General features: G+C 47.5%; 13 protein-coding genes and 1 tRNA gene. 4 read left to right on the top strand and 10 right to left on the bottom strand.

The window, feature by feature from the left end:
• Positions 1–40 precede the first annotated feature (40 nt).
• Both NSB25_RS14165 and NSB25_RS14170 read right to left on the bottom strand, forming a co-directional pair.
• Positions 41–901, bottom strand: a complete 861-nt coding sequence (locus NSB25_RS14165) for a TPM domain-containing protein (protein ID WP_103240291.1) — start codon at positions 899–901, stop codon at positions 41–43.
• Positions 894–2,573, bottom strand: a complete 1,680-nt coding sequence (locus tag NSB25_RS14170; protein ID WP_103240292.1) for a TFIIB-type zinc ribbon-containing protein — start codon at positions 2,571–2,573, stop codon at positions 894–896. The genes NSB25_RS14165 and NSB25_RS14170 overlap by 8 nt, the downstream gene beginning before the upstream one ends.
• Positions 2,574–2,745: 172 nt before the next feature.
• Here NSB25_RS14170 and NSB25_RS14175 point away from each other — a divergent pair.
• Positions 2,746–2,819, top strand: a tRNA-Pro gene (locus NSB25_RS14175).
• A gap of 78 nt (positions 2,820–2,897) precedes the next feature.
• On the opposite strand, the gene NSB25_RS14180 is transcribed toward NSB25_RS14175, so the two are convergent.
• Positions 2,898–4,337 carry an LTA synthase family protein gene (locus NSB25_RS14180; protein ID WP_103240293.1) on the bottom strand — a complete coding sequence of 480 codons (1,440 nt, stop codon included), beginning with the start codon at positions 4,335–4,337 and terminating at the stop codon, positions 2,898–2,900.
• A gap of 809 nt (positions 4,338–5,146) precedes the next feature.
• Here NSB25_RS14180 and NSB25_RS14185 point away from each other — a divergent pair.
• Together NSB25_RS14185 and NSB25_RS14190 are read left to right on the top strand one after the other, a co-directional pair.
• Complete coding sequence (locus NSB25_RS14185; protein ID WP_103240295.1) at positions 5,147–6,763, top strand: hypothetical protein; 1,617 nt, start codon at positions 5,147–5,149, stop codon at positions 6,761–6,763.
• Between the two features lie 3 nt (positions 6,764–6,766).
• Complete coding sequence (locus tag NSB25_RS14190) at positions 6,767–7,684, top strand: diguanylate cyclase (protein ID WP_103240296.1); 918 nt, start codon at positions 6,767–6,769, stop codon at positions 7,682–7,684.
• 38 nt (positions 7,685–7,722) lie between these two features.
• Here the strand turns inward: NSB25_RS14190 and NSB25_RS14195 are convergent, their stop codons facing one another.
• The 6 genes from NSB25_RS14195 to NSB25_RS14220 all read right to left on the bottom strand — a co-directional run bounded on the left by NSB25_RS14195 (position 7,723) and on the right by NSB25_RS14220 (position 15,370).
• Positions 7,723–9,918 (bottom strand): RNA ligase, encoded by a 2,196-nt coding sequence (locus NSB25_RS14195; protein WP_103240297.1) that lies wholly within the window; start codon positions 9,916–9,918, stop codon positions 7,723–7,725.
• Between the two features lie 72 nt (positions 9,919–9,990).
• Entirely contained in the window at positions 9,991–10,890 is a 900-nt protein-coding gene (locus NSB25_RS14200) for an AraC family transcriptional regulator (RefSeq protein ID WP_103240298.1), read from the bottom strand.
• 23 nt (positions 10,891–10,913) lie between these two features.
• Entirely contained in the window at positions 10,914–12,050 is a 1,137-nt protein-coding gene (locus NSB25_RS14205) for an aldo/keto reductase (RefSeq protein WP_103240299.1), read from the bottom strand.
• A gap of 160 nt (positions 12,051–12,210) precedes the next feature.
• Complete coding sequence (locus tag NSB25_RS14210; protein WP_103240300.1) at positions 12,211–13,407, bottom strand: CapA family protein; 1,197 nt, start codon at positions 13,405–13,407, stop codon at positions 12,211–12,213.
• A 14-nt stretch (positions 13,408–13,421) separates the two neighbouring features.
• Complete coding sequence (locus tag NSB25_RS14215) at positions 13,422–13,730, bottom strand: hypothetical protein (RefSeq protein ID WP_103240301.1); 309 nt, start codon at positions 13,728–13,730, stop codon at positions 13,422–13,424.
• An 11-nt stretch (positions 13,731–13,741) separates the two neighbouring features.
• Positions 13,742–15,370, bottom strand: a complete 1,629-nt coding sequence (locus NSB25_RS14220; RefSeq protein ID WP_103240302.1) for an LCP family protein — start codon at positions 15,368–15,370, stop codon at positions 13,742–13,744.
• Between the two features lie 303 nt (positions 15,371–15,673).
• Between NSB25_RS14220 and NSB25_RS14225 the strand changes: the two genes are divergently transcribed.
• On the top strand, positions 15,674–17,629 hold the full coding sequence (locus NSB25_RS14225; protein WP_103240304.1) for a bifunctional metallophosphatase/5'-nucleotidase: 1,956 nt from the start codon (positions 15,674–15,676) through the stop codon (positions 17,627–17,629).
• An 84-nt stretch (positions 17,630–17,713) separates the two neighbouring features.
• Here NSB25_RS14225 and NSB25_RS14230 read toward each other — a convergent pair whose 3' ends face one another.
• Positions 17,714–18,919: a DUF4368 domain-containing protein gene (locus NSB25_RS14230; protein WP_103240305.1), complete on the bottom strand. Its 1,206-nt coding sequence runs from the start codon at positions 18,917–18,919 to the stop codon at positions 17,714–17,716.
• Positions 18,920–19,115 lie beyond the last annotated feature (196 nt).

Genomic DNA, 19,115 nt, shown 5'->3' on the forward strand with positions numbered 1-19,115 from the left:
TGTTCCTGTTGCCAATAGGCACGACAGCTTTTCCCGTTGCTCAAAAGCTATGTCCGCCACCTCCGCCGCTGCTGCCGCTTCCTCCTCCGCTGCCCCCGCTGCTGTTACTGCTTCCTCCCCCGCTGTCACTGGACACAGGGTCATAAACTTTTGTCTGATGCGTATGTATCACATTCGGCGGCGTATGGCTGAATTTCCTGTGAATGCTGCTGAGGATTTCCGCTTCGCCCGGCTTCCGCAGGCGGGTAAAACAGACCACCAGTCCAAAATTAAGCAGCAGCGCCAGAATCAGCGCCAGCAATGCATTGCTGATATACTTCATGGGCCGGGCAATCTTTTCTCCCTCCAGCAATGCGTAAATCTCCCTGAATGCTTCCTCTGCACATTCGTGATACTCCTCCGAAGACGCAAGTCGGTATACATTATCTGCCACCGTGTCCGCATTCGCCCCGGTAATCACTTTATAGACCGCGCCGTCACTGTGAATCCAGATTTTACGGTTATCCATATCAATCAGAAACACAGTTCCGCTCTCGGTGCCGAACCGGTCCATGTAATAATTGCGGGCGTACCTTTCTGCAGATAAACTGTTTTCACTTACACTTTTAAATGCCACATTGCCATATGCTGTAATCTTCTCCATGGATGCTGCCAGCTCCCGGCGCTCTTCCTCTGTGAGCAGCTCCGCATCATCTTCCACCAGAACCCGGAAACCGGTATCCGGATTCCGATATTCCACCAGTTCTGACATTTCCTCTGAATTCCGGTCTTCCTCCCCGGCTTCTTCCGCTCTGCATTCTGAGATGGTTGTCATAAACATAATGGTCAGGACTGCCGCCAGCATAGCCAGAGCCTTCCCCCATTTTCCCCGGCTTCTTCGCCAAAAATACTGGTTATGCAATCTCGTCACCTCCCCGCCGATTGAACTGCGGCAGCTTCCGGGTTGTCAGCATATTGTGCTGCTTTATGATATCCATAAGCGCCCAAAGCACCATGCACATGCAGCCAAATGCGCCCAGATAGTAGAACTCGTCAGATACAGGATTCACAATAAAAATCACTGCCGCTGCCACAATTCCTGCAAATGGTTTCACCAGAACAGGCCATTTCTCCCTGAAATGTCCTGTATATGCAAGTTTCCGGGGCAGCGCTCTCCTTCCCCGCCCCGGAAACTGACGTAGACAGAAAAATCCGACAGCAAAGAGCGCCAGAAGAATCACCATTACAGACACGATCCTCGTGCCGCCCCACCCACCTTTCATCATCTGCAGCAGAAAGCCCGGCAGCAAAGCTGTCCCGTAAAACAAAAGCATCAGCCACCCGATTTTCCCCCATATGCTGCCGGTCTTCTTCCTTTGCGGCATTCCTGCTCTTCTCCCTCCGAACAGCCCCGCCCGGGCTGCGGAATGAACAGAGGAAAATCCTTTGTCATCCTCTCCGGACTCCCTGGCCAGAATATGTGTAACCTGCACATTTGAAATCATGATGCATACCAGCGCCAATAAAGCAGCGATCAGCAGAATCTTTACCGGCGTGATTGTCAGAAAGAGATTCAGCAGCACAAATATCGGTAGTGCCAGCAGCATGGAACCGGACAGATACTTCTTCAAATCTACCGGCAGGTCCGCGGCAGATCTCCCTGTCTGGCCGTTAACCACAGCATATCCCACCCGCTCTCCGCTGCGGTATGCCAGGAACCATACCGGCAGCATGGCAAGCTCCGTTTCGCTTTGAAAGGGTCGCACAGCGTTCCGCAGTGTATTCTGATTCTCTCCACGACCCACATGATACTTTCTGCACACAGGATTCCCTGACAGACATTTACATCCGTCTCTGATTACCATATCTTCCGCATCAAGGCGATACACACTGCTTTCCACGTCACTGGTATCCGCATAGAAACCGCTCAGAAAAGATGGTGTAAATGCTTTACTCTGCCTTAAATCAAAAGGAGAAATAGCATTGCTCAGATGATCTGAAAAAGAAGCCGACGCATCATAAGCCAGTCCCCTGTACTCCTCCTCTATCCCGCACTCCAGGCGATAATGGTCCGTGATTACATAATCCCCTTCCCTGTGACTTTTCTCTCCTGAGAAAGTAACTTCCCCTCTTTTTTCGAAGGAATAGATCCAATACGGCATATAGATGCCCCGGAAACGCTCCAATATCTCTTCATTTTTCAGTTCCTTCGGCACAAAAAGAGCACGCCGCATCATTTTTGCATAAGCGCTTCTGCAGTCCTCCTCTGTCCTCATAAAGGGAATAATAAGGCCAGGACGTCTCTCTCTGCTGACTCGGCTGTTCAAAATAGTGGAAGAACCGCAGAAGCTGCAGAATGTAGCTGCTGTCGTGTCCTCGCTGACAAGCTGCCCGCCACACTGTGGGCAGGTGAACACGGTAACCCGGTACTCTTTTTCCGTTGGGTTATCTGACATGGATATAATACTTTCTTCCGCATCCTTTTCCTTATAAACAGTATAAGGATCCGCAGTTGTATTGCAATATTCACAATATAACTGCTGCCGGGCAATATCAAACTTCAGATTCCCCCCACAGTTCAGGCATTCGTACATATATATTACCTCTATTTGGATTTATTAGCTATACTATTATAATTTTATTCTTTTTGCACTTGACAATCAATCCATTTTTATATATTATTTTAATGTCGGTTCGTGATACAGGCAGGATATAGTAGAATCCCTGAGTTATCATGTATCAGATTCAACTGAGATATCTTTACAGCGGCGCGTGGCTCAGCTTGGTAGAGCGCGGCGTTCGGGACGCCGAGGTCGCAGGTTCAAATCCTGTCGCGCCGACTTTAAAAAGCCTGTGATTACAGGCTTTTTAATTTTTTTCGGACAAAAACAGGACAAATTGTCCAAGCAGGTTATTAATTATTGTAGTACGCTGAACAACTCTTTCAGATAATTCCTTTCCATCAGATGATTATACTGCAGCATTTGATATTGTTTTATCATTTCGTTCCCTTTCATTTCATTCATCTTTCCCCTGGAAATTACGGGATATTTTTTCTGAAGCTCCAGAAGGAACTGATAATAAGGCGGCAATTCCGTCCCTGCACATTCCAGTACTGCCGCTCCCAGATAGTTGGCGCTCATATCTCCATACACCGGAAAGTCTGCTTCAAAATTGTTCCATATAACATATGGCGTAATATATTTGAGTGCCTGACGATCTTCTTCTGAGAGATTGCTTTCTCTGAACATCGCATCATAGAAATTATCTCCCAATCTCGGCTGGTGATCACCAAACATACATATAATCATTGGTTCTTCTTCCTTTTCAAAATATGCAAGCAGCATTTCAAAAGCTTCGTCTGTAAGCTTTATCAGGTTCAGATAGGTATCCAGATCATATACATCGCCAATGTCTTTGGCGGGTACATTCCCTATCTTCTCAGCATTCAGCAGTATTGCCGTATTCCCACCATATCCACCATGATTCTGTATCGTTACATCAAAAAGAAACAGCGGTTTATCTTTCTCCCTGTTTTCGTACTGTCGAATAATTTCATTGAAATTACATTCATCCGAGATATATCCGCCTACATACTGCAATTCCGTCTCAAACTGAGATATATCCACAAATTCTTCGAATCCAAAATAATCATATACCTTATCTCTGTTCCATGCGAAATTCACACTTGGATGCATGGCCATCGTAGAATATCCCTGTTCTCTCAGAACACGGGCTACGGAATACATCTCATGATTTACCTGCAGCTGATAGGGAACTGCTGTCGGTGACAGAAATGCGAGACTGTCTCCTGTCAACATCTCAAATTCCGTATTCGCAGTCAAACCTCCCAATATGTCCACATAAGTATATCCTGTGACTGCCTTCTCCGACAGAGAATCATAAAGCGGCATAAAATCTTCCGATGTCTCCAGATTTCCAAGTACTCTCAGGTCAGACCACGCTTCATTCATAATGCAAATGATATGCGGAAGGCTTGTCGTCATGCTGCTCTGTGGCTGAAATGCTTCCTGCACCTCCTCAATCAGCTGCATCAGCTTTTCTTCAGAATAATCTCCCGGTTTATCCATGGAAAAATCCTGTGCACTGAAAGCAAAGCTCAGCAAAAATCCATTCAGCAGTTCATTTGCATTTACCGTCCAGTAAATATTCTGCAAGTCATGCTTTCTAAAATAGTCTGATTTATTCCAAAATGTATAAAAGGCCAGAATACAGCTCAGCGAGAGAATCGTCACCGATATATGATACTTTTTCCCCTTTACAGGAATATCACACCAAAAACCCAATATTATGAAAAAGGTGAACCACAGAATACTGTACCACAGCTCACTGCTCATAGTAAGTCTGTAGCTGTCCAGAACAGTTAATGCTGTCCTTGTCGCCAGAAGATCGACAGCGCTCAGACTGCTGCCCCGGAACTGGCAGACATAATAATTTATCAGAAACAGAATCAGGAGAAAGATATTGGCTCCGCCCAGTGCAAAACGTACCCTCTATAATATCAATAAAAAAATTGCGTACACAAGCAGAATAATTAACACATTGACCAGCTCTGCACCTTCCAGAAGTCCGGTCATATCATAGAGAGGAAGCTCCATACGCCTGAATATTCTGGAAGGCACTGTTACCAGATATAATATAATTGACAGAAAAGACACATATATGTTTTCGACTCGCGGGCAGACCAGAAGCACGCCTGTCCCCAGACTGAGCAGCGAATAAAGTATAAAGCGTTTATTTATCCCACTGTAAAGGTAATACGTTGATATTGAAAAGAGGATAACAGAAATAAGAATTGCCGGAAGAAACCACTTTTTTCTTCTCATTATTTTTTCCGCGTAATTTTGAAAGCACTCAAGCATTTTTCTCTCCTGTAAATACATGCAACGTTGATATTGATGGCCATGCAGACATCTTCTGGCCGAAATAACGTTATTATACCACTATCAGTTCTTGATAGTCAATACTCACAGCTTTTTTACTCCATTTTTATTCCATAAATACAATACACCCCTATTCTCCGTTGACTCTCCCTCCATTTCATGCTATAGTATGCAAAGATAGAAAAGCAGGCTGAAACAGATCTCTTAAGCAAATTAAACACCACATGAGTACTCTGAAATTATAAAAATCCGGAGGAGTGCATTTGAACAGCAGAGATTATGAAAAAATCCTGAATGCCATGCCTGAAACAGGTGTTTATGTCATTCAGGAAGAGGATCACAGCATATTATATTTTAACAAACGGGTACAGCAGGTATGTCCTGATATACAGAGAAGCAGGGTTTGTCATGAAGTCTGGGGTGGCTCCTGTAAGAATTGTCCTCTTCTGACCATTAAGAGCAGACAGGAAAGCCGTTCCATCAGTTACAATGCACTTTTCGGCGGAGTAGTTGATATTATTGCTACCAGGACATTATGGGAAGATACCATTCCCGCTTTCGTGATCACCGTAACCCCCCGTATAGGCAGCTATACATACCGCAAGCTTCTGCGGGTTGATCTTGAGGAGGATACCTATGATGTTCTGAAAGTAGATTCCGACATATGGCTGACCGGGAAGGAAGGCGCTCATATTTCCGCACAGCTGGAGAATCTTGTCAAAAACGGAGCCATTCATTCCGAAGATGTGGTTCGTTTCACAGAATTCATTGAGCCCAACGCACTGCGGAATGCCCTGCTGACCGGGAAAAAATTGCTGACCTGTATATACAGGCGCAGATGTGCTGACGGTTTCCGGTGGCATATGATGGAAATTATACCGGCTTTTGATTATACAAGCGAAAATCAGACGGCAATTTTTTGTGTCCGGGATGTCCATGATATGCCATGGTCCGGCGTTGAAAGCAGTCGTTCCAATATTCTCAACGGAATAGACAGTGACATCATTCGCCGGGAACTGATTTCCGATAACCATAGTTTTCAGATGGCTCCTATTCTGAAAGCCCGTTACAGTATGATGAGTATGGTACACCTGGACAGCGGTCAGTGTGAGCGGCTGGATCTGACCCATGCCCCCCAGATACAGAATACACTGGTGGGAGACTATGATCACTATGTGGCCCTTGCTCTGGCTGATTATATCCATCCGGAGGATACAGATCATTATCGCCGCACATTGTCCCTGCAGCATCTCCGCGAAAAGGCAACGGCAACAAAGGAATATGCCGAAGAGCGATGTCAGTATCGTATGAAAGGCACGCCTGTCCGCTGGATAGAACAGCATGTAGTGTATATCCGTCAGGGAGAAGCTGTGACGGTCAACCTTCTGGGACAGGATATTACCGAAAAAAAGCAGCAGGAAGCGCTGAGGCTGCAGGCCATGCAGGACCGGGCCTATATCATCGGCAGTCTGAGCAGCCTCTTTTTCTCCACATATTATATTGATCTGGAACACGACACCTTCCGTGTGGTATCCCAGCTCAGTAAGATAGGCGACATTCTCGGCGACGAAGTAAACTGTACTGCCGCCTTGCAGGTATATGCGAATAATTTTATTCACAGCGAAGACAGAGAAAAATATCTGCAGGTAATGAATATTCAGAACTGGCTGAAACATCTGCGCTGGTGGAATCCTTATGTGACTGTGGAATATCGTACAATTCCGGATAATCCCGGGGCCGGCCCCGAAGAATATATGCGGGTGCGTGCCACTGCCGTACTGGCTCAGACCGGAGCAGGCGATCTTCCCAAAACAGTAGTATATGTAGCTCAGAATATGACCGAAAGTCAAACGCAGAGTGCGGGAAAGGATGCGGGATAACACATGGAAAAAGTATTGGTAATTGATGACAGCCTTGTACAGGCCGAATATCTGAAGCTGATATTGCAGGATGAATACGACGTAACCGTATGTCAGACCGGAGCAGACGGTTTTCTTCAGGCAATGTCCGGAGAATATTCTCTGATCTTTCTGGACGTGGTCATGCCGGACATAGACGGTTTCATGCTGCTGCGGAAACTACAGGGAACAGTCCAGACCAAATATACTCCCGTAATTTTGATTACCAGCCTTTCGGATGTACAGCATGAGGAAAAAGGGCTGACGCTGGGTGCGGTTGACTATATTTCCAAGCCCTTCAGTCCGGTAATCATAAAGGCTCGTGCAAATACGCACATCAAGCTGCATCGGTATCAGATGCAGTTCAGACAGCAGGCTATGGTAGACGAACTTACCGGCGTGGCCAACAGAAGACATTATGAAGACGAAAGTCGTGCCAAGTGGCGTGAAGCCGTCCGTCTGGGACTTCCTTTCTCCCTTTGTATGCTCGATATCGACAAATTCAAGGTCTATAATGATACCTTCGGACATCCATCCGGTGATAAGGTAATATCCACTGTAGCACAGACTATTTCCTCCCATCTTCAGCGGGCAACCGATTTTTTCGGCCGCTATGGCGGAGAGGAATTTGTTGCCATTCTCCTTGGCAATGATGCGGAATCCGCTTACCGTTTTTTTAAAACCATACGGCAGGCAGTGGAAGATCTCCATCTGCCTCACAATCCTGCTGTATCCGAATGGGTTACTGTCAGTGTCGGCGGTGTGACTCTTGTGCCGAAAGAAAGCGATCTGTATGACACTTATCTGAAAATTGCAGATATCATGCTCTACGATGCGAAACGCTTCGGCAGAAATATGGTAGTCTGGTCTGATGCAAATAAAGAACAATGGCGGGAGAAATAACCGCCATTGTTCTTTTTTCCGGACTTTTTAAAATCCTGTCAGATTCCCTTTTCAGCATAGAACATTTTCCGTAAAGTACAGATATCCCTGGGTAAAGTATCCCTGTCCTCTCTGTCATGCAGCTTCCTGACCCAGGAGTAGTATTCGTTGGCCAGCGGTGTGGTGAGTGCGGAAGTTTTGCTGATATAGCCTTTTCTGACTGCCTCATGAGACACACTTCTCATAAACTTCCAGAAATTATAGTAGGAGAGCTTTATCTTTGTCATATATCCCCCGCTGTCCTCAATGACAAATCCCTCGATTTTGCGTCCGTGATACTCATAATCCGATTCCATAATGTCGTAATACCAGTCATAAAACTCCTGCCAGTTGGCAATTTCATATGCCCTTTCTTTGGCTTCCAGGCCGAAGAGCCCTGCCGTGTGACACAGATCATCATACCCATATCTGGCAAATTCCATCTGGTTATAGACAATATCCAGCAGAAACAATCTGCTCTCAGAATAGTCAATGATATGCGGGTCATGTTCCATATCAACGCATTCGAAGACAAAGGATACCTCCTTTTCCTTACAGTATTCCTTCATCCGCTCGAGGTTCTCCGGGGTGACCTTTTTCTGCAGCATCTCCTGAAAGTACCTTGCATATTGGCTGTCAATTGTGGACTTGCTGGCTGCGAACAGGCCATCCTCATATTCATTGTAGCTCACAATCCCCAGGAAACCGTTTTCTTTCACATATGCAGTCACCGGAAACTTCAGTTTATGTTGCAGCATCTCAAACTTCGTCTCCGGGCGTTCATTGACATTGAAGAATTTATCGTACGCCCGGGCCGTCACCTTCCCTTTAGCCGTATCAAGGTACAGTCCTCTGGCTTTGGTAGTCTGTGCATCCCAGACTCTGTCATAAAATGCCTTATCTGTATAATTGAATGACGAAATATTACCGAATTTCTTCTCCTGTATGTATTTATTGCCGCGCAGGGAAATGATAATGTCTGCAATGGAACTCTCCACAACGCCCTGCGCTTCCTGCATTTCCGGCGTTTTATATACTTCGTTCTCCAGTTCAGTACAGTGAATTCCCGATTCGTCCACCTGTACACAGCGAAGACAGCCTCCGTATTCCACCTGTCCCTCAAGGTTGAACACTCTGTCGTTCACCATCGTGGGCATCTGTTTCGTGTTCCGGTGTCCGTGAATTTGATAACAGTTGTCCGGTGTCGTATCAAAAAAAGTCTCCGCTACCTTTTCGAAATCATCATAATTTCCCACACCCTTAATCATCTGTTCCGTGGCCACGAGAGATAAGTTCTGCGGCAGTGTACTCAGTCCCGCATGGGTAACCAGATAGATAATTTCACCGTATTTATAATAAGCGCACTGTCCGAATTTCCTGTACAGCTGCCTTACATCCTTCTTGTTGATTCCCGCCGCGTCCAGTGCAGGCTTTGTGATAAGTTCAAATTCTTTCGATCTTCCCGTACAGTCATTTGCCCACAGCCAGAGCCACCGCTCATGGTTCCCCTCCAGCATCAGCACATTTTTCCTGTTCATGATGGAGATAAGAAACTTTACCACCTCCGCATTTTCGACGCCCCTGTCAATGTAATCTCCCACAAAAATGTACATCTCATCATCCTTCAGCCCGCCGTTGTCTTCCAGATATCTCTGGAGAACAGTATTACAGCCGTGAATATCGCCGATATGATGTATTTTCCTGTAGTTGGACATGTCAAACAATTTCAGCCAGATAGTGTCCAGTTCGTCCGGCCGAATCACTTTGATTCCGGAAGGAATTTTCTGCGTTCTGAATCGGGAGTACATATTGTCAATGACCTCTTCCGGCACCTTCTTAAAAGTCTCCCTGCCCGCATTTCTTCTCTTCACCTCTTCAATGGGAATATCTGTGAAATCCACACAGTAAATTCGATACCTGTATGTCTCGCACATCTCCCTATACCGGTTCATCTCACTGGTCTTGGAATTTGTCGCGTCGATTACCGTAAAGTCACCTCTCTGCATCCTGATTTCCAGGATACTGAACAATGTCTTCCACACTGTGCCGTCGTTGCTCTGGCTGATACCTTCCGAACCGTCCGCCAGCATCACCGGACTCTGGCACAACAACCGGATATCGTCCGCTGACAATGTATAAGGTTTCAAGCCATGCTGTTCAATCCAGGTAGACTTTCCACAGCTGGCCGAGCCTCTTAATAAAAGTAAAATTCTCATGATATTATCTCCTGATATTATCTCCGTAAATGTTCTTACAAAATCTTCTCCTGCGGAACAGTTTCCGGCCCTCTATATTTTCTCCTGAGATTGCAGCAACTGCGCAATCAGATGTTCCACTTCCTGCAGCTGCTCCCTGGAACTTTCCCTGTGACTCTGCTTACGGTACTGAGAAGGAGACATTCCCTTCATGGCATGGAAGGCCTTCGTAAATACCAGCGCATCTCTGTATCCGCATGACAAAGCAATACTTTCTATTGGATAAGATGTGGAATCAAGCAGTTCCCTGGCCTTTGTAATGCGGAACGTGGTAAGAAACTGTTGGGGGGACATCCCCAGATAATTCTGGAATAGTGTATAGAGGTAGCTTCTGTTGATACATACATAATCTGCCACGTCCGTCACCTTGATGGGATTGCAGTAATTGCTCTGGATAAAGGACACCGCCTTCTTTACATACTGGTTTCCCTTATCCTCTTCATCCTTTGCCACCACCCCGGCGCTCTGGGCCAGAATGGACAGAAATACACCCAGCTGTCCATTCCGGCGAAGATCATCGGCCACACCGAAAGTATTGTGTTCCATCATATCCCGGACTATGGAATAAAGCTCCTGATCCCTCTCGCAGGAGAAGATGGGATGTCTTCCCGACAATCCCATGGAATTCAGATATTCTCCTGCACGGCTGCCGCCGAATCCCACCCACAGATAGCTCCATGGTTCCTTCTCGTCTGCCTGATAAAAAGCAAGCTCATTGGGCTGAATCAGAAAGCCATAGCCCGCCTCCAACCGGTATTCCTTATCGTGAAACCGGAAAATTCCCTTACCGCTGAGTACATAGTGAATCAGATAATGGGGTTTGGAAGCCGGGCCAAAACTGTGGAGGCTTTCTGTCTGAGAACAGCCGCAGCAATTTACATACAGACTTCCGACTTTATCGTTCTCAAAGTCCAGCTTAAACGCCTTCTCCATACAGAAAACCGCCTTTCAGAAATTTACAGAACAAATTCTTTTTTGTCCAGGTCTTCCTGCACCTTTACAAGGTCTTCCCTGATATGCAGATTCTGCGGACAGACTTTCTCACACTTGCCGCATTTGATACAGTTTTTCGCCTGTTTTGCGTCACCCAGTCCGTTTTCCCAGCTGTTTTTAATCATATTGTAATTCTGGTACATATGATAGGTATTCCATGCTCTGAAATTCCCGGGAATATCTACCCCTGCCGGACAGGGCATACAGTAGCTGCATCCCGTACATCCGTTTTTCACACGGCTGTTAATCAGTGCCACAACCTCGTCAATGGTCTTGTTCTCTGTCTCCGAAAGCGGCTGAAAATCAGCAAATGTCTTCAGATTATCCTCCACCTGTTCCATGGTGGACATACCGCTCAATATCACCTTGACATTGGGCAGACTTCCCACCCAGCGCAGGGCATAGGAAGCTATGGAGGCTTCCGGATTCAGCGCCCGGAATTTCTCCGTAATATCATCGGCAAAGGTGGCCAGAGAGCCGCCCTTGACCGGCTCCATAATCACCAGGGGAATCTTTTTCTCTTCGGTAAGTTTATAACCCTTTAACCCTGCCTGAGTGTCCGTATCCATGTAATTCAGCTGAATCTGACAGAAATCCCAGTCTCTGAAGCACAGAATATCCTCAAAAGCTTCATAATTATCATGGAATGAAAATCCCAGATATTTAATCTTGCCCTCTGCCTTCAGGCCTTCCAGATATTCCACCACACCCAAATCTACCATCTGATGAAATTTTTCTTTGTTCATGGCATGCATCAGGTAAAAGTCTATGTAGTCTGTCTGCAGTTTTCCCAGCTGCTCCTGGAACAGTTTCGCTGCGTCTTCCTTTACCTGCACATTCCAGCAGGGCAGCTTTGTGGCCAGATAAAAGGAACTCCTGTCATACTTGCGCAGGGCCTTCCCCACAAAGGTTTCACTTTTCCCCCCATGATAAGGATATGCAGTATCAATGTAATTTACCCCTGCCGCAATCGCTCTGTCCAGCATCCGCTCTGCTTCCGGCTCGTCTATCTCACCGTCAGCAGTCACCGGGAATCTCATGCACCCAAATCCCAGAAGGGATGTCTCAATTCCCAGCTTTTCCATTTTTTTCTTTGTCATGTCGTTCTCTCCTTTTCTTTTTAACGTCCCCGTGTCTGACATTTCGGCACCACAGGACACTTTGTACTCCTTAATCCATCGGAATGACCGCACATTCCGACTGTCATTACGCCTGCTCCGACCTTGTCTGCCAAAGCATAAATTCGGCTTCCCGCCGCATTCATTTTACAAGCAATCCCTCGCTGTCAAATTCCACACCAAAATCCCGGCTGAATTCATTGATTCTGTCCAGAATCCGCTGCGCCTCGCCGCCCTCGGCCGGAGTCGGCTTGTAATCATTCCGACTGGACACAGAACTGACAGAACATGGAATGACTTTGATCTCCCTGTCTTCCTGCTTTATACCGTCTGTGAAGGTAAATGTCTGCTGAAAAATCATACAATCCTTATCCGGAGGGTTCCGATTGGCCCCGAAGCAAAAATTGCCCAGACTGTAGACGATATATTTTCCCTGGTATTCCTCAATTCCCTGCAGCACATGGGGATGATGCCCGATTACCAGGTCCGCCCCCCAGTCGATACACTTTCTGCCCAGGCTTTTCTGATAATCCTCCGGATAGTATTCCCTCTCTGTTCCCCAGTGACAGCAGGTAAAGACCAGATCCGCACCCTCTTCCCGCAGCTGTGCAATTCCTTCTTCCAGGAATTTTTCCACCCCGTATCCCTGTCCCACTTCATTGACTGATACAATGCCGATATGTATCCCCTTTACTTCATACATGCAGTACTTGTCGTCATAGGCATAGAGGATTCCGGCTTCTTCCAGAGCCGCCACCGTGTCCGCCGTGCCCTGTTCCTTATAGTCAAGCCTGTGATTATTTCCCATACTGACAGCTTCCACACTTCCTGCCGTCAATATGTTCACATATTCCGGGTCCCCGGAAATGCAGTATGTCTGCTCTTCCCTTCCATCCTCCGACCGGGTCAGCGGGCCTTCCAGATTCACCAAAGTCAGATCATCCGCACTGAAAATATCTGCCACATTTTCGAAAAAATAACTGTCTCCCACACCCTGATCATAGGTCTGTCGAAAGGAAACCTCATACCCCTGTCCCCGATAATTCCCCATGGTCACATCGCCTGCGGCAGAAATCGTGATATTCACTTCCTCCGGCCCGGTTTCTGCAGCTTCCGGCATTTCAGCAGCACTGTCAGATACCTCTCCATCACCCATATCTCCAGAAAGACTTCCATCTGCGGAAACCGGAATTTCCCCATTGTCCGGCTCTTCTGTCTCCTTCAGCTCAGTGGGAGAAATCCACATCACCGATGCGGACTCGCTCTCCTGGTTTCCACATGCCGTCAGCATGAACATCACTGACAGCAACACTGAAAACCCGGTCTTCTTTATTCCCATATTTCAACTTCCTGTTACCTTTTTTTCAATAATTTCTTTTCAATTTTGCCATAGATTATTACCACAAGTACAGCTTCCCCGATCAAAAGCAATGTGGATACTCCGCTGACCCAGCCCCCGAAGACAGCGCCGACAAATAAGGTAATCTCCGCAGCCACACCAAATCCTATCACCAGATAGCCGCAGTACTTATTGTACATTTTTATATCTACCACTTCAATGGGGCGTTTATTGAACACCTTGTTCCTCTCCTCGCTGCTCAGGATTTTTGCACCTGTGCTGAAGCACATCACTGCCACAAAAGCCAATAAAATTACATCCATTTTCGCTTCTCCTATTCTCCGTATATTTTTTCCTTCAGATACCTGATATTTGTATCGAAGTCTACTTCCAGAACCGCCATTTTACGGATGGTCGCATTACTGTAAGTCCCCGGCTGCGGAATACTGTCCGACACAATGTCGTAAGTAAGCAGCTTCCCCGCCATCAGACTCAGCCGGAAGCATTCATACTGTGTCAGATTGGTGGTCAGATTCGGCAGAAGTCCGTCCATCAGCTCCCCCGCATTTGTCAACATTACTGACGGCACCTTTTTTATTACAGCCGTCAGAACCTTCCTCTGACGGTCCGTCCGCCCAAAGTCCGTCCCCAGATAGCGGTTCCTGCTGTAAGCCAGGGCCTGGGGGCCGTTCAGGTGTACCAGTCCGCTCACTGAGGTATCCATATTGTCCGTTCCCTGCGGCCGATTGGTCAGCATATTATATTCCACCAGATAGCCGTTGACATATTCTATCTCCTCGCTGGTCAGCTCCAGCTCAATGCCGCCCACCGTATCTATCAAATTGGCAAACCCCTCAAAGTTTACCAGCACGTAACGATTCACCGGTATATCAAAGTTCTTCTCCACCGTCTCCATCAAAAGCTCCGCCCCGCCGAACGAGTACGCCGCATTTAACCGGTTGTCATCATGTCCGGGAATCTCCACGTACATATCCCGCAGAAGCGAAGTCAGATAAATTGTTTTGGTCTTGCTGCTGACAGACAGCAAAATCATGGCATCGGAACGCCCGTCCGCCCCGTTTTCCCGGGAGTCATTCCCAATCAGCAGAATATTGACCACGCCGTCCTCCTGCATGGGCTTCTCTGAGAAAGAAGCAATCTCCCGATAATTCATCTTCCCGTATACCACACCCACTATCTGGTACAGTCCAACGCCCAGCAAGGCTGCCAGAACAGCCACAACAGCCAGGAACTTTGCCAGCCGGAATTTCTTTTTCTTCTTTTTCTGAGCCTTTGAAGACTTCGAAACCTTTTTTGCCATCTGCACATCCTCCCGGGGAACCTGTCTCTGTACTTCAGGGCGCTTTTTCTTCCTGCCTGTTCCATTTTGTCCCTGATTTCTGCGGACGCCGGCATGACTACCAGATATTTGACCAGTATGAGTATGGCCTTTTCTGTGATGTATCAGTTGTTCACAATCCCAGTCTTCATCCTGTGGCTCGCTGTCTCCGTAATCCCAGTCCGCTTCCTGTGACTCACGGTTTCCGTAATCCCAATCCGCTTCCTGCGGCTCGCTGTCTCCGTAATCCCAGCCCGCTTCCTGCGGCTCTCTGTCTCTGTAATCCCAGTCCGCTTCCCGCGGCTCGCTGTCTCCGTAATCCCAGCCCGCTTCCTGCGGCTCTCTGTCTCCGTAGTCCCAGTCCGCTTCCCGCGGCTCACGGTTTCCGTGATCCCGGTACACATCCTGTCTGCTCTGGTTTCCATCGACCGGCCTTTCATTCCTCTGCATTTGCCTTCTGTAAACCTGACCGTCTCCCTGCACATTACCACGCTTCTGCCCTTCTTCCGGCCGCTCCTTCCGTCTCCCGTGCTGCGTCGTGCCGATGATATCAAGTTCTTTCTCCAGAAAAGCCTCCAGCCCCTGCTGGATCTGTTCCATCTCATTATTGCTTTTATTACTCATGTAAAGTTATATAGTCCTTTCCATGCACCTGTTGTCTCTTTCCATTGCTGTCTGTTATATTACCTCGAACTATATCACATATTATAGCATACGTCACGGAAGGAAACATTAAAATTTCGTAAATTCCTTTTATTTTTGTAATTCCTGAGCGCAAAGCTTCTAAAACTTTCCGTTTTTCCTGTAAAACTGATGAAAATGCAGTACCATATGGCAATTGCATCATAACCTTGCTTTTTTTCTGAAATCTGTCTACAATAGCAGTAACAATGTATCTTTAAGCCTATTACCGGACAGGAGACAATTATGAAAAAAATATTCTGTAAGCTGCTGCTTCCATTCCTTATTGCTGTCTTTATCCTGCCGCTTTCCGGCACTGCCGCCCCGGCTCCGGAGTACACCGGCAAACAGGTGGACGTGCTCTTTCTTCATGACACGCACTCCCATCTGAACAGCTTTCTCACAGTAGAAAACGGACAGGACGTAACTCTGGGCGGATTTGCCCATATCCGAACCCTGATCACCCGGGCCAAAGAAGAGAACCCAGATACCCTGATTCTGGATGCCGGAGACTTTTCCATGGGAACACTGGTGCAGACCATTTTTCATACAGACGCACCGGAGCTGAGAATGCTGGGCGCTCTGGAATGCGATGTGACTACACTGGGTAATCATGAATTCGACTATCGTTCCTCCGGGCTGGCCGGAGCACTGAATGCCGCCATAGAAAGCGGCGATCCTGTCCCCGCCATGGTGCTGTGCAATATTGACTGGGATACCATGGAAAAGGAAGGCCTCACGGAGGACCAGCGGCTTTTAAAAAATGCTTTCGAAGCTTACGGGATGAAGAATTACACTGTCCTCACCAAAGGGAATGTAAAAATAGCTGTTCTGGGTGTCTTCGGCGAAGATTCCCTGGCCTGTGCTCCCACCTGCGTATTGAAGTTCCAGGATATAAAAGAGGCTGCCGCCAAAACGATAAAAGAAATCCGGGAAAAGGAAGATGTGGACATGATCGTCTGTGTCTCTCACAGCGGTACCAATGAAGACGCAGCCAAATCTGAGGACGAGCTTCTGGCGAAGGCAGTGCCGGAGATTGATCTCATCATCAGTGGGCATTCTCACACCACACTGGAACAGCCTCTCCTGTATGGCAGTACTTATATCGTATCATGCGGCTCCTATGCCCGCAATCTGGGAGCGCTCAGCATGTCACAGATCTCCGGCGGACGCTGGGTAATTGACAATTACGAGCTGCTGCCCATTACGGAGACAATTGTGCCGGACGCGGAGGCACAGGAGAAAATTGACAGCCTCATGGAAAAAGTGGATTCCTCATATCTGTCTCAGTTCGGCTATACAAGAGACCAGGTGCTGGCACGCAATACTGTCAAGTTTTCCACCTCTGATGATTTATACTCTATTCATACTGAACATAATCTGGGAAATATCCTGGCCGATGCATTTGCCTTTGCAGTCGACAATGCCGACGATTCGGATGGGCATCCCGTGGATGTGGCCATTGTGCCTTCCGGCTGTGTCCGGGATACCTTTGCTACCGGCGACATCACAGTAGAAGACGTGTTTAATGCCTATTCCCTGGGCATCGGTGCGGACGGCATTCCGGGGTATCCCCTGATCAGTATCTATCTGACAGGTGCAGAGCTGAAAACCGGTGCGGAAATTGATGCTTCCGTATCGGATTTCATGCCTTCTGCCCGGCTTTATCTCAGCGGAATTCATTTTTCCTTCAATCCCAGCCGGCTGATTCTGAACAAGGTGACAGACTGCTATATGACAGACGATGAGGGGAATCGGATTGAAATCGAAGACGACAGGCTCTACCGCATTGTATGTGATCTCTACAGCGGCCAGATGCTGGGTGCTGTGACGGATGTGTCCTATGGCATTCTGTCTGTCCAGCCCAAATTCGCAGACGGCACGCCCATCGAAGATATAGAAGACGCCATCATCACCGCTGACGGTCGGGAAGTAAAGGCATGGGCCGCTGTTGCAGGATACCTGGATTCCCTGGAAGATACTGACGGAGATGGTATCTCTGATATACCGAAATATTATGCAGGCACGCAGGGACGTAAAATTGTGGAGGACAGCAGGGCCATCGGTGATCTGATAAAAAATCCCAATAAATTTACTTTTATTATCTTGAGCATGGTGCTCCTGGCGTTGGTTCTGATTGTATTACTGATTGTGTTTATTATAAAAGTGGTGAAGAAAGTTATGCGACGGCGTAAAAACTGATTCTCTAAGGCATACACTCTGTTCTCATCTGTAAATTACCGTTAAAGACGGTTTTTACAGCTAAATTGTTTTTAACTGGATTTTTTATTGAATTGTTTCCCCATTCCCGCTGTCGGTCAGATTTCCGATGAAACGGTAATGGATTTCGATAGACTGAACTTTCTCACCATTTACCCGGCGTTTGTCGCCCACTAAAATCTTCGTGATAAGTTCATCGATGATACAAGAATTTAATTCCTTCAGGTCACTGTACTGCCGGATCAGGCTTATCCACTTTTCCGCATTCTGCTCTGTGCTGTCATGCTCTGCCGACTGCTCCTGCAATGCGGAAAGCTGTTTCCCCAGTTCTTCCTGCTCCCTCTGGTACTTTGGCATGAGATTGTCTATGCTTGTCCCCGCAAGCCTGCCGAGTGCGTAATCCTCATACAGCCTGCTTATGACTTTATCAATCTCCTCAAGCCTTTTCCCTATGGTTCGCTTCTTCCCCTCAATCAAGCCGTAATCGACGGTACTGTTTAACTGCTGTTGTTCCATAACCCTGCCAAGGACTGCCTGCTCGTCCGCAAGCGCCATTGCTGCCCATTCCCTGATGTCTTTGAGGACAATATCGTACAAGTCCTGCTCCTTGATGCGGTGTGGAGTGCATCCGTCCGGCCCGTTCGCCTTGTAGTTCTGGCATGAGCCAAAATACGTCTTTTCAGGATTGTTTTTGCTTGTCCGTTCAGGGAAGAATGAAATGCGCCTGCCGCAGTCGGGGCAGTAGGCGATGCCGGAAAAGATACTCGGCTCCCTTTTTGCCTTGCACATCCGCCTGCGCTTCCCGTTGACTTCCTGCACACGCTCCCACAGTTCCAGGTCAACAATCGGCTCAAAAATATCCTTTACCACCACCCACTCGTCTTTGGGCTTCACATAGTTCTTGCCGACCTTGAACAGCTTTGACTGTTTCTGCGCCACAAGGCTCCCGATGTACACCTCGTGCGAGAGTATCCATTTTATCGTGGTTTCGTTCCACATATAGTTGGAGATATGCCCCTCGCCCTGAAAACCCGCCCACGTCCGTTCGCCCCTGATGTGGTGCCAGTATGCCGGTATCGGTATGCGCTCCCTTTTCAGCACGTTACCGATTGCCTTGTAGCCTTTGCCCTGCACGGCAAGCTCATACATACGCCGTACAATCGGCGCTGTTTCCGCATCCGGTATCAGCTTGTGGCTGTCCTCCGGCGATTTCCGGTAGCCGAACGGCGGCACGGTGCTGTGATAGATGCCCGCTCTTGCCTTTGTGGTCATGGTGCTGCGGATTTTCTTTGAAATATCCCGTGCGTAGAAATCGTTAAACACAGGTTATTGGGGAAAGGGAAAGCAAACAGGCAAAAATCCAGTATTCATGCGGGTTTGCGGCGAGATGGCTCTCAAAAGCTAACCTCACAAAAGACAGATTATTGCACAATCACATATCGTTTCTAAGGGAGAATGTTGATTCCGG

It is taken from the genome of Acetatifactor muris, assembly GCF_024623325.1.
Lineage (GTDB): Bacteria > Bacillota > Clostridia > Lachnospirales > Lachnospiraceae > Acetatifactor > Acetatifactor muris.